14 protein-coding genes are annotated in these 10,920 nt (G+C 62.8%); 2 read left to right on the top strand and 12 right to left on the bottom strand.

Annotation, left to right across the window (positions count from 1 at the left end; genetic code table 11):
* Positions 1–71 precede the first annotated feature (71 nt).
* Positions 72–1,436, bottom strand: coding sequence for an ATP-binding protein (locus Q4S45_RS22535; RefSeq protein WP_305507764.1), 1,365 nt, complete (start codon positions 1,434–1,436; stop codon positions 72–74).
* Complete coding sequence (locus tag Q4S45_RS22530) at positions 1,433–2,161, bottom strand: response regulator (RefSeq protein WP_305507762.1); 729 nt, start codon at positions 2,159–2,161, stop codon at positions 1,433–1,435. The genes Q4S45_RS22535 and Q4S45_RS22530 overlap by 4 nt, the downstream gene beginning before the upstream one ends.
* A gap of 195 nt (positions 2,162–2,356) precedes the next feature.
* Between Q4S45_RS22530 and Q4S45_RS22525 the strand changes: the two genes are divergently transcribed.
* Both Q4S45_RS22525 and Q4S45_RS22520 read left to right on the top strand, forming a co-directional pair.
* Positions 2,357–2,866 carry a Spy/CpxP family protein refolding chaperone gene (locus Q4S45_RS22525; RefSeq protein ID WP_305507760.1) on the top strand — a complete coding sequence of 170 codons (510 nt, stop codon included), beginning with the start codon at positions 2,357–2,359 and terminating at the stop codon, positions 2,864–2,866.
* A 151-nt stretch (positions 2,867–3,017) separates the two neighbouring features.
* Complete coding sequence (locus Q4S45_RS22520; protein ID WP_305507759.1) at positions 3,018–3,506, top strand: hypothetical protein; 489 nt, start codon at positions 3,018–3,020, stop codon at positions 3,504–3,506.
* On the opposite strand, the gene dsbD is transcribed toward Q4S45_RS22520, so the two are convergent.
* The 10 genes from dsbD to rplO form a co-directional block, all read right to left on the bottom strand.
* On the bottom strand, positions 3,470–5,281 hold the full coding sequence (gene dsbD / locus Q4S45_RS22515; RefSeq protein WP_305507758.1) for a protein-disulfide reductase DsbD: 1,812 nt from the start codon (positions 5,279–5,281) through the stop codon (positions 3,470–3,472). The two genes, Q4S45_RS22520 and dsbD, sit on opposite strands and share 37 nt — an antisense overlap.
* A 200-nt stretch (positions 5,282–5,481) precedes the next feature.
* Positions 5,482–5,877, bottom strand: a complete 396-nt coding sequence (gene rplQ, locus Q4S45_RS22510; RefSeq protein ID WP_305507756.1) for a 50S ribosomal protein L17 — start codon at positions 5,875–5,877, stop codon at positions 5,482–5,484.
* A gap of 140 nt (positions 5,878–6,017) precedes the next feature.
* Positions 6,018–6,995, bottom strand: coding sequence for a DNA-directed RNA polymerase subunit alpha (locus tag Q4S45_RS22505; RefSeq protein ID WP_073222604.1), 978 nt, complete (start codon positions 6,993–6,995; stop codon positions 6,018–6,020).
* 109 nt (positions 6,996–7,104) lie between these two features.
* The gene (gene rpsD / locus Q4S45_RS22500) at positions 7,105–7,728 is read right to left on the bottom strand and encodes a 30S ribosomal protein S4 (protein ID WP_305507752.1); all 624 of its coding nucleotides are present in this window, start codon (positions 7,726–7,728) and stop codon (positions 7,105–7,107) included.
* 184 nt (positions 7,729–7,912) lie between these two features.
* On the bottom strand, positions 7,913–8,317 hold the full coding sequence (gene rpsK / locus Q4S45_RS22495; RefSeq protein ID WP_008444339.1) for a 30S ribosomal protein S11: 405 nt from the start codon (positions 8,315–8,317) through the stop codon (positions 7,913–7,915).
* A gap of 14 nt (positions 8,318–8,331) precedes the next feature.
* Positions 8,332–8,697 carry a 30S ribosomal protein S13 gene (rpsM, locus tag Q4S45_RS22490; protein ID WP_305507749.1) on the bottom strand — a complete coding sequence of 122 codons (366 nt, stop codon included), beginning with the start codon at positions 8,695–8,697 and terminating at the stop codon, positions 8,332–8,334.
* 28 nt (positions 8,698–8,725) lie between these two features.
* On the bottom strand, positions 8,726–8,839 hold the full coding sequence (gene rpmJ / locus Q4S45_RS22485) for a 50S ribosomal protein L36 (protein WP_010394471.1): 114 nt from the start codon (positions 8,837–8,839) through the stop codon (positions 8,726–8,728).
* A 37-nt stretch (positions 8,840–8,876) separates the two neighbouring features.
* Complete coding sequence (gene infA, locus Q4S45_RS22480; protein WP_005663428.1) at positions 8,877–9,095, bottom strand: translation initiation factor IF-1; 219 nt, start codon at positions 9,093–9,095, stop codon at positions 8,877–8,879.
* A gap of 21 nt (positions 9,096–9,116) precedes the next feature.
* Positions 9,117–10,451, bottom strand: a complete 1,335-nt coding sequence (gene secY / locus Q4S45_RS22475) for a preprotein translocase subunit SecY (RefSeq protein ID WP_305507747.1) — start codon at positions 10,449–10,451, stop codon at positions 9,117–9,119.
* 29 nt (positions 10,452–10,480) lie between these two features.
* On the bottom strand, positions 10,481–10,912 hold the full coding sequence (gene rplO, locus Q4S45_RS22470) for a 50S ribosomal protein L15 (protein WP_305507745.1): 432 nt from the start codon (positions 10,910–10,912) through the stop codon (positions 10,481–10,483).
* Positions 10,913–10,920 lie beyond the last annotated feature (8 nt).

Raw genomic sequence — 10,920 nt, 5'->3', positions numbered from 1 at the left:
TTTCGTTGATTGGATAGTGGATGAAAATGCGCGCCGGGTAAGGGCCCGGCATTGTCCCATGATTCGACGCTTCATTTGCCGGCGTAGTACTCCGGCAGCACGAGGGTCACTTCGAGCCCGCCGGCCGCGTGGTTGGCCAGCGCGATGCTGCCGCCATGCTGCTCGGCGATGTTGCGGGCGATGGTCAGGCCAAGGCCGGTGCCGCCGGACTCGCGCGAGCGCGAGGTTTCGACCCGGTAGAACGGCTCGAACACGCGCGCCAGTTCGTTCTGCGCGATGCCCGGCCCCTTGTCGCGGATGCGGATGCGCGCGGCGCCGGCGATGCGCTCGATGCTCACGCTGGCCTGCTGGCCGTACTTGACGGCGTTGTCGATCAGGTTGACCAGGCAGCGGCGCAAGGCCAGCGGGCGCGCCATCACCGCCATCCCCGCGCGGCCGTGCAGTTCGACCTGCTGGCCGCCGTCGCTGGCGTCGGCGCACACGGAATCGAGCAGCGAATCGAAGTCGAGCGCCTGCATCGTTTCGGTGGTGTCCATGCTGCGCGCCAGGTCGAGGCCTTCGCGCACCATCGCCTGCATCGCCGACAGGTCGCCCACCAGGCGCTCCTGCAGTTCCGGGTCATCGACTTTTTCGAGGCGCAGGCGCAGGCGCGTGAGCGGCGTCTGCAGGTCGTGGGTGATCGCCGCCAGCATCTGGGTGCGCTGGAAGATGTACTGGCGGATGCGCGCCTGCATCGCGTTGAACGCGGCGCTGGCCTGGCGGATCTCGCTCGAACCGGTCAGCTCGAGCGGCGGGTGGTTGATGTCGTTGCCGAGGTCCTTGGCCGCCTGCGCCAGCTGCTTGAGCGGGCGCGTGGTCATGCGCGCGACCAGGTAGGCGAGGACGGCGATACTGACCAGGAACAGCGCGATGATGGTGCGGTAGTCGGTCTTGCCGGCGATCGGCGAGGAGCGCGGCGGCAGCACCGACAGGCGCAGCTGCTCGCCGTCGCGCAGGCGCACGTCGATGCTTTCGCAGGCGCCGCGCCACTGCGCCCGAGTGGCGCCGAGCATGGTCGCCTGGATGCGCGGCACGTCGCACGCGGCCGGGCGGGCAGTCACCGATTCGAGCTTGTAGCCCGGTCCCAGGCGCTGGGCCAGGCCGGCGGTCAGCTCGGTCGGCTCCGCGGCGTGCGGCAGTTCGCGCTTGATTTCCTCGAGCCGCATGCCGGGGCGGTTGGCCACTTTCAGGTAGGCCAGGCGGGCCGACGCCGGCACCACTTCGGTGGCCATGATCAGCTGCTCGGCGCGGTCGAGCGCGTGCAGGTCGCGCTGGTCCTCGATCGCGCGCTGGCGCTCGGCGTCGGCCAGCCACTGCGTCAGCCCGGCCGAGAGCACGATACCGAGCAGCAGGGTGATGAACACGCGGCCCGTCATCGAGCCGAAGAAATCCCTCATGCCTGCGGCTCCACCGTCACCTGGCCGGCCAGCACGTAGCCGCCGTTGCGCACCGTCTTGATGATCTGCGGCAGGCGCGCGTCTTCGCCCAGCTTCTGGCGCAGGCGGCTGATCTGGATGTCGATCGAGCGGTCGAACGGGTCGGCGTCGCGGCCCTGGGTCAGGTTCAGCAGCTGGTCGCGGTTGAGCACCCGGTTCGGATGCTCGAGGAACACGCGCAGCAGGCGGAACTCGGCGCCCGAGAGCATGATGACCAGGCCGTCCGGGTTGAGCAGGTGGCGCGCCGTCAGGTCCAGGGTCCAGCCCGAGAACTTCATCTGCTGGGCGTTGTCGGACGGGGTATTGGACGGCATCGCGTGGCTGCGCCGCAGCACGCTGCGGATGCGCGCCAGCAGTTCGCGCGGCTCGAACGGCTTGGGCAGGTAGTCGTCGGCGCCCATCTCGAGACCGAGGATGCGGTCGAGCGGCTCGTTGCGGGCGGTCAGCATGATTACGGGCAGGGTCGAGTGCGCGCGCAGCTTGCGGCACAGGGTCAGGCCGTCGTCGCCGGGCAGGTTCAGGTCCAGCACGATCAGGTCGGGGCGCGCCTCATCGAGGATTTTCCACATCGCGGTGCCGTCGGCGGCGGCCAGCGCGCGGTAGCCGTTCGATTCGAGGTAGTCCGCCAGCAGCGAGCGGATGTCGCGGTCGTCGTCGACGATCAGAATGGTAGAAGGAGTATCCATGAACCGGATTATCGCCAGTTACGGGGCCTCTGAACAGCGTATTTGTATCGTCATGTGTATACGCCGGGAGGTGATACATATTGATACAAAGTGAGCGGCAGCCGACACGCGGCGGAAACACTGCGAGATGAAGATGCATTCTGTGCAGTGAGTAGTTGAGATGCACAAACCCACTTGACTCTCAAAGGAAGAACCATGAACACATTACGCAAGAATGTCCTGATTGCCCTGACTGTGCTGGGCATGGGCTCGACCGCCATTGCGGTGCAGGCGCAAACGGCCGCGCCGCAAGCGCGCCAGGGCTGGGCGGCGGCAACGCCGCAGGAACGCGCCGCCAAAATGGCCGAGCACTTCGCCAAGCGCCAGGCGAAGCTGCACGACGCGCTGCAACTGACGGGCGGCCAGGAATCGGCCTGGGCGGCTTACCAGGCGGCCATCAAGCCAAGCGGCGCCATGATGGCGGCGATCGGCGACCGTGCGACGTGGGCGGCAATGTCGGCCCCGCAGCGCATGGAGAAGATGATCGCCATGAGCAAGCAGCACACCGCGATGATGGAGTCGCAGCTGGGCGCGCTGAACACCTTCTACTCGACGCTCTCCCCGGCGCAGAAGAAGGTTTTTGACGAGCAAACCCGCGGCGGCCGCGGCCATCACGGCCATGGTGGCGAGCACATGGACGGGCGCATGGGCGGCAAGCAGGGCTGATCGCTGCGCTTCCTCCGGAAAGGGGCCGGTCCGATGGGGCCGGCCCCTTTTTTGTGCTTTATAGCAACACTTTTCGGACGATCGCTTCTACTCCGCGGCAACCCGGTGTATCCTCAAAAAATGTCCGTACGGCAATACCGAGGAGATGGCGATGCACAGCTTCATTTACGACAAGACCGACAAGGGCCGCGAAGAGATCGCGACGCGCAAATACCAGGTGCCGGCCAAGATGCGCACGCTGCTGGTGCTGATCGACGGGCGCCATACGCTCGAGTGGCTGCTGAAAAATGTCGCGGGACTGGGCCTGAACGAAGCGAACATCGACCAGTTGCTGCAGCAGGGATACATCACCCTGGTCAGCGGCGCTCCGGCGGCCAGCGAAGCCGCGGTCGCCGAAGCGCCGCCCGGCGGAGCGCCGGACCGGGCGAAACCGCCCGCCTCTGCCCGCGCCCGCATGCTGGCACGCCAGGCTGCCGCGCGCCAGGCGCTTGTGGCGAACGGCGCCGAAGCGGACGAGCCCGAGTCCGAGTCCGAGTCCGAGTCCGAATCCGATGCGGCTCCGGAAGAACCGGCACCGGCGCCGGCCAGGAAAGGATTCTTCGACTACTTCAACCTGGCGAGCGAATCGACGAACTTCTGAGCGTCCTGGAAGCCGACCACGCGGCTGTCGGCAATCTCCTGGCCGCGGGTGTCGAACAGGATAATGCCGGGTGGACCGAACAGGCCGAAGCGCTTGAGCATTTCCTTGTCGGCTTCATCGTTGGCCGTCACGTCCACCTGCAGCAGCGTCGCCTGCGCCAGCTTCGCCTTGACGGCCGGCTCGACGAAGGTCAGCTTTTCCATCTCCTTGCATGACACGCACCAGTCCGCGTAAAAATCGAGCAGCGCGGTCTTGCCGGCGTTCTGCGCGAGCGCCGCGTCGAGCTGGGCGACGGTCTTGATGCGGGTGAACTTGAGCCCCTGCGCCGGCGCGCCGCCCGCCGCCAGGTGCGCCAGTGGCGCCAGCGGATCGCGTCCGCCGCTGGCCAGGCCGGCCAGCTGCAGCAGGCCGAGCACGGCGAGCCCTGCGCCCAATGCGTTCGCGCCCCAGAAACGCGCCGGGCGCAGCAGGTAGAAGCCGTAGCCGAGCAGCAGCGCCGCCCACAGCGCCATCTGCAGCGCCGCCGGCAGCACCGGCGACACCAGCCAGATCGCCATCGCCAGCATCAGCACGCCGAAGAAGCGCTTGACGCCCTCCATCCAGGCGCCCGCGCGCGGCAGCAGCGAGCCGGCCGAGACGCCCACCAGCAGCAGCGGGATGCCCATGCCGACCGCCAGCGAGAACAGCGCGGCGCCGCCGATGACGACGTTGCGGGTCTGGCTGATATAGACCAGCGCGCCGGCCAGCGGAGCGGCCACGCACGGCCCGACGATCAGCGCCGAGATTGCGCCCATCGCGAACACGCCGGTCAGCTTGCCGGCCTTCTGGCGGCCGGACGCATTGGCCAGGCGGCTTTGCAGCACGCCGGGCACCTGCAACTCATAAAAACCGAACATCGACAGCGACATCGCCACGATCAGCAGGCCGAACGCGCCCAGCAACCACGGATTTTGCAGCGCGCCGGCCAGGCCCTCGCCCAGCAGGCCGGCGGCGACGCCGAGCGCGGTGTAGACGATCGCCATGCCGAGCACGTACACGGCGGACAGCAGCAGGCCGCGCGCGCGGCGCACGTGGGCGCCCTCGCCCACGATGATCGACGACAGGATAGGGACCATCGGCAGCACGCATGGGGTGAACGCCAGGATCAGGCCGGCGAGCAGGAAGGCCGGGACGATGGCCGCCAGCTTCCCGCCCTTCAGCACGTCGGCGATGCCGGACAGTTCGGAAGGCTTTGCCGGCACCGGCGCCGGTGCGGCAGGCGCCACCACGGCCGGAGCCGGCGCATTGGCCACGGCAGCGGGCGGCGCGGGCGGCTTTGCTACGGGCGCCACGCTCATCGCCGGGGCGCCGACGCTGCCCATCAGGCGCGCGCTGGCGTCCTGCGGCGCGTAGCACAGGCCGGCATCGGCGCAGCCTTGCGATTGCGCATGGATGGTAAACAGGCCGGGCGCCTGAACCGGAATGGTGATCGTTACGGTGTGGCGATAGGTCTCGACGTTCTTCTGGAAGGTGTCGTCGAACTTGACCTTGCCGGCCGGGAAAGCCGGAGTGCCCAGGGTGGCGCCGTCGGCGGTGAATTTGAAGCGTTCGCGGTACATGTAGTAGCCGTCGGCGATCGCGTAGGTGATGGCGACCGTGTGCGGATCCTGCATCTGCGCGGAAAACTTGAACGCGGCGTCCGGTTCCAGGTAATCGTCGGCGGCCAGCGCGGGGGCCAGGCCCATCCAGACCAGCATCAGGGCGGCGAAAATCGAATGGAGGCAACGACGAAACATGGTTTTCCTGTGGTGAAAGAAACGGCACCCAACATCTTACACCGCGCACGGGGTCTGGTCCTGCGGACCTGACCCCATTTTTAGCTTGGCTTAAGAAGATGGGGACAGGTCCGCAGGACCAGTCCCCTTCTCCTCCGGGCGCCGCATGAAAAAAGCCAGGCATCAGCCTGGCTTTTTTATCGGACTACACCAGCGAGCAATTACTCGGCGGTTGGTGCGTCTTCCACGTCGGAGACTTCTGGACGATCCAGCAGCTCAACGTAGCACATCGGGGCGTTGTCGCCTACGCGGAAACCCATTTTCAGGATGCGCAGGTAGCCGCCGTTGCGGTTGGCGTAACGTGGGCCCAGCTCAGCGAACAGCTTCAGGACCATTTCACGGTCGCGCAGGCGCGAGAATGCCAGGCGCTTGTTGGCCAGGGTGTCGGTCTTGCCCATGGTCAGGATCGGCTCAACAACTTTGCGCAGTTCCTTGGCTTTTGGCAGGGTGGTCTTGATGGCTTCATGACGCAGCAGGGAAACAGTCATGTTGCGCAGCATGGCCAGGCGGTGGGACGAAGTACGGTTCAGCTTGCGAAGGCCGTGACGGTGACGCATGGTAAATCCTTTCGATGATGTTTTATTCCAGTTCTTCGATCGATTATGCAGAATTACGCATAATCGCGGACCGGTTCTTAAGGGTTAAATCCGGCCTGGCAACGCGCCAGGCCGGGGTGCAGCAATTACTACGTGTTTCTTTACTTTTCCAGGCCTGCAGGCGGCCAGTTTTCCAGCTTCATACCCAGGGTCAAGCCACGGGATGCAAGAACTTCCTTGATCTCGTTGAGCGACTTGCGGCCCAGGTTCGGCGTCTTCAGCAGTTCGTTTTCCGAACGCTGGATCAGGTCGCCGATGTAGTAGATGTTTTCGGCCTTCAGGCAGTTGGCCGAACGCACGGTCAGCTCGAGGTCGTCGACCGGACGCAGCAGGATCGGATCGACCAGCGGAGCGCGCGATGGCGCTTCGGCGGCCGCTTCCGTGCCTTCCAGGGCAGCGAACACGTTCAGCTGGTCAACCAGGACGCGGGCCGACTGGCGGATCGCTTCTTCCGGCGTGATCACGCCGTTGGTCTCGATGTTGATGATCAGCTTGTCGAGGTCGGTACGCTGCTCGACGCGGGCCGATTCAACGAAGTACGACACGCGGCGCACTGGCGAGAACGAAGCGTCCAGGATGATGCGGCCGATGGTCTTGTTGGTGTCTTCCGACAGGCGACGCACGTTACCAGGCACATAGCCGCGGCCCTTTTCGACCTTGATCTGCATGTCGAGCTTGCCGCCGGCGGTCAGGTGAGCGATCACGTGGTCCGGGTTGATCAGTTCGACGTCATGCGGCAGGTCGATGTCCGATGCCAGGATCGCGCCTTCGCCTTCCTTCTTCAGGGTCAGCGTGACGGAATCGCGGTTGTGCACCTTGAACACGACGCCCTTGAGGTTCAGCAGCAGGTCGACGACGTCTTCCTGCACGCCGTCCAGCGACGAGTATTCGTGCACGACACCGGCGATCGTCACTTCGGTCGGCGCGTAGCCAACCATCGACGACAGCAGGACGCGGCGCAACGCATTACCCAACGTGTGGCCATAGCCACGCTCGAACGGCTCCATCACGACTTTGGCGTGACCGGCGCCGAGTGCTTCGACATCGATAATACGTGGCTTCAACAAACTGTTTTGCATGAAATGTCCTTTTCAATACCCTCGGCTCGTTACGCCGATAAGGCTGATGGCATTAGTGAAAACGCCCACTCCTGTGGGCGGGCGGGAAACGGCTACTTCTGGACTGCTATTAACGCGAGTACAGTTCGACGATCAGTGCTTCGTTGACGTCGTTGGCGATCTCGTTACGCTCTGGGAACGAACGGAAGGTGCCTTCCATCTTCTTCGAGTCAACCGACACCCAGCTCGGCATGCCAACTTGCTCAGCCAGCGACAGCGCTTCGATGATACGCACTTGCTTCTTGGCCTTTTCACGGACAGCGATGACGTCGCCGGTCTTGACCGCGTACGACGCGATGTTGACGACGTTGCCGTTCACGGTGAATGCCTTGTGGCTGACCAGCTGGCGCGCTTCGGCGCGGGTCGAGCCGAAGCCCATGCGGTAGCAGACGTTGTCGAGACGCGCTTCCAGCAGGCGCAGCAGCGTTTCGCCGGTGTTGCCCTTGCGGCGGTTAGCTTCAGCGAAGTAGCGGCGGAACTGACGCTCGAGGACGCCGTACATGCGCTTGACCTTCTGCTTTTCGCGCAGCTGGTTACCGTAGTCCGAGGTGCGGGCGCCGGATTTGACACCGTGCTGGCCTGGCTTGACGTCCAGTTTGCATTTCGAATCGAGCGAACGACGTGCGCTCTTGAGGAACAGGTCCGTACCTTCACGGCGGGACAGTTTTGCTTTTGGTCCGATATAACGTGCCACAGTATTTCCTTTAGTTTAAATGACGCCCCAGAGGCATCTTGCGATGCGGCAGGCGCTAGTCCAGTCTCGATGAGCCGGACGGTGGCTTACAAGCCCAGCGCGCGAACGCGGCAGGCGACGACAGCCGGGCAGTATACCCTAATCGGGCCCTGCACCGGCGATCTTTTCGTGAAGCTGACGCGTATTAGATACGACGACGCTTCGGTGGACGGCAACCGTTGTGCGGTACTGGCGTCACGTCCTGGATTTCGGTGATCTTGATACCCAGGTTGTTCAAAGCGCGAACAGCCGACTCACGACCAGGACCTGGGCCCTTGATGCGTACTTCGAGGTTCTTCACGCCGCACTCGACAGCGACCTTGCCTGCTGCTTCGGCCGCAACCTGCGCTGCGAACGGGGTCGATTTACGCGAACCCTTGAAGCCAGCACCGCCGGACGTCGCCCACGACAGAGCGTTGCCCTGGCGGTCGGTGATCGTGATGATGGTGTTGTTGAACGATGCGTGGACGTGAGCGATGCCCTCGGCGACGTTCTTTTTAACTTTTTTGCGTACGCGCGCTGCTGCGGCGCTGCTTTGTTGCTTAGCCATGGTCGGTTCCTAGATTATTTCTTGAGCGATTGAGCGGCCTTGCGCGGACCTTTGCGGGTACGGGCATTGGTGCGGGTACGCTGGCCGCGCACTGGCAGGCCCTTGCGATGACGCATGCCACGGTAGCAGCCCAGATCCATCAAACGCTTGATGTTCATGGACAGCTCACGGCGCAGATCGCCTTCAACGACAAACTTGGCGACTTCGTCGCGCAGCTTCTCGAGTTCGTTATCGTCCAGGTCCTTGACCTTTTTATTGGTCGCAACACCCGTGGCGGCGCAGATTTTCTGCGAACGCGGACGGCCAACACCGTAGATCGCCGTCAGGCCGATAACAGTGTGCTGATGATTTGGGATATTTACCCCTGCAATACGTGCCATTCGTTATTCCTCAATAAATAACGTTAAATTAACCTTGACGCTGCTTGTGACGCGGTTCCACGCAGATTACGCGGACAACGCCTTTGCGCTTGATGATCTTGCAGTTGCGGCAGATCCGCTTGACTGATGCGAGAACTTTCATGATTGCACTCTCTTTGGATGGTTCGATTTCTAAATTTTTACTTGGTACGGAACACAATCCGGGCCCGGGACAGGTCATACGGCGTCAGTTCCACCGTCACCTTGTCGCCGGGAAGAATGCGAATGTAATTCATCCGCATTTTACCCGAAATGTGGCCGAGCACCACGTGGCCGTTTTCCAGCTTTACCCGAAATGTCGCGTTGGGGAGATTCTCCAGAATCTCGCCCTGCATTTGTATGACGTCGTCTTTTGCCATTCGCTGTGTCTTCCTGGGCGCTTATCGCGTCGGAATGCCGCCCTTGAAATTTGCCTTGCGCAGCAGTGATTCATATTGCTGCGACATGACGTAGTTTTGTACTTGAGCCATGAAATCCATGGTGACAACCACAATAATCAACAGGGAAGTACCGCCGAAATAAAATGGCACTTTCCATTGGGCTTGCATAAATTGCGGCAACAAGCACACCAGGGTGATGTACACCGCACCAGCCAGGGTCAAGCGCATCAGGATCTTGTCGATGTAACGGGCGGTCTGGTCGCCAGGACGAATCCCCGGGACAAACGCACCGCTCTTCTTCAAGTTGTCCGCCGTTTCCTTGCTGTTGAACACCAGCGCCGTATAGAAGAAACAGAAAAACACGATTGCCACCGCATACAGCAGCGCATTGATCGGCTCACCAGGCGCCATCGATGCCGCCAGGTCTTTCAGGAAACCGATCACCGGGGTGCTGGTGTCCTTGCCCTTGGTGAACCAGTCCACGATCGTTGCCGGGAACAAGATGATCGACGACGCGAAGATCGGCGGGATCACGCCGGCCATGTTCAGCTTCAGAGGCAGATGGCTGGTCTGGCCGCCATACACCTTGTTGCCGACCTGGCGCTTCGCATAGTTGACCAGGATCTTGCGCTGGCCGCGCTCGACGAACACCACGAAGTAGGTGACAAACGCCACCAGCACGATGATGAAGATCGCGGCAAAGCTGCTGATCGAACCGTTCGAGATCAGAGTGAACAAGCCACCCAGCGCCGCCGGCAGACCGGCTGCGATACCGGCAAAAATGATGATCGAAATACCGTTGCCCAGACCGCGTTCGGTGATCTGCTCGCCGAGCCACATCAGGAACATGGTGCCGGTCAGCAGGGTCACGACGGTGACGAAGCGGAACGCGATGCCCGGATCGAGCACCAGTCCCTGCTGCGCCTCGAGCGCGACGGCGATGCCGAATGCCTGGAACAGCGCCAGCGCCACCGTGAAATACCGGGTGTACTGGGTGATCTTGCGGCGTCCTGCTTCGCCTTCCTTTTTCAGCGCTTCCATCTGCGGCGACACGATCGACACCAGCTGCATGATGATCGAGGCCGAGATGTAAGGCATGATGCCGAGGGCAAACACCGTGAAGCGGGACAAGGCGCCGCCCGAGAACATGTTGAACATGCCAAGGATGCCGCCTTCGTTCTGCTTGAACAGTGCCGCCAGCTGGACCGGGTCAATTCCGGGGACCGGAATGTGCGCACCGATGCGGTACACGACCAATGCGCCAAGCAAAAACCAGAGCCGACCCCAAGGGAATCCGGCTGCCGCACTCTTACCAAGTTGTGAATTAGTCGCCAATTTTTGCTCCGATCAAGCCGTTAGCCAACTCAGGCTACCGAGCCGCCAGCTGCTTCGATGGCCGCTTTCGCGCCTGCAGTTGCCTTGATGCCCTTGAGGTTCACCGCTTTGGTGACTTCGCCGGACAAGATGACGCGCACATCGCGCGCCAGCACTGGCAGGATGCCTGCTTGCTTGAGCACCAGGATGTCGACATCGCCGACGGCCAGGTTGTTCAGGTCCGACAGGCGAACTTCCGCTTTGAACGTTGCGTTGAGCGACTTGAAACCACGCTTAGGCAGACGGCGCTGCAGAGGCATCTGACCGCCTTCGAAGCCGACTTTGTGGAAACCGCCCGAACGCGACTTCTGACCCTTGTGGCCGCGACCCGAGGTCTTGCCCAGGCCGGAGCCGATACCACGGCCGACGCGACGCTTGTAGTGCTTGGCGCCTTCGGCTGGCTGAATTGTATTCAATTCCATTGTTTTCT

Source organism: Massilia sp. R2A-15, assembly GCF_030704305.1.
Taxonomy (GTDB): Bacteria; Pseudomonadota; Gammaproteobacteria; order Burkholderiales; family Burkholderiaceae_D; genus JAFCUW01.
The sequence above is the reverse complement of the archived record's forward strand: the minus strand, read 5'-3'. Positions and strand labels throughout refer to the sequence as shown.

Bases quoted from the DNA above. Each gene is read 5' to 3' on its own strand.
- Q4S45_RS22525 (WP_305507760.1), top strand. From the start codon at position 2,357: ATGAACACATTACGCAAGAATGTCCTGATTGCCCTGACTGTGCTGGGC.
- rplQ (WP_305507756.1), bottom strand. From the start codon at position 5,877: ATGCGTCACCGTCACGGCCTTCGCAAGCTGAACCGTACTTCGTCCCAC.
- dsbD (WP_305507758.1), bottom strand. From the start codon at position 5,281: ATGTTTCGTCGTTGCCTCCATTCGATTTTCGCCGCCCTGATGCTGGTC.
- rplO (WP_305507745.1), bottom strand. From the start codon at position 10,912: ATGGAATTGAATACAATTCAGCCAGCCGAAGGCGCCAAGCACTACAAG.
- rpsM (WP_305507749.1), bottom strand. From the start codon at position 8,697: ATGGCACGTATTGCAGGGGTAAATATCCCAAATCATCAGCACACTGTT.
- Q4S45_RS22520 (WP_305507759.1), top strand. From the start codon at position 3,018: ATGCACAGCTTCATTTACGACAAGACCGACAAGGGCCGCGAAGAGATC.
- rpmJ (WP_010394471.1), bottom strand. From the start codon at position 8,839: ATGAAAGTTCTCGCATCAGTCAAGCGGATCTGCCGCAACTGCAAGATC.
- Q4S45_RS22535 (WP_305507764.1), bottom strand. From the start codon at position 1,436: ATGAGGGATTTCTTCGGCTCGATGACGGGCCGCGTGTTCATCACCCTG.
- Q4S45_RS22505 (WP_073222604.1), bottom strand. From the start codon at position 6,995: ATGCAAAACAGTTTGTTGAAGCCACGTATTATCGATGTCGAAGCACTC.
- Q4S45_RS22530 (WP_305507762.1), bottom strand. From the start codon at position 2,161: ATGGATACTCCTTCTACCATTCTGATCGTCGACGACGACCGCGACATC.
- infA (WP_005663428.1), bottom strand. From the start codon at position 9,095: ATGGCAAAAGACGACGTCATACAAATGCAGGGCGAGATTCTGGAGAAT.
- rpsK (WP_008444339.1), bottom strand. From the start codon at position 8,317: ATGGCTAAGCAACAAAGCAGCGCCGCAGCAGCGCGCGTACGCAAAAAA.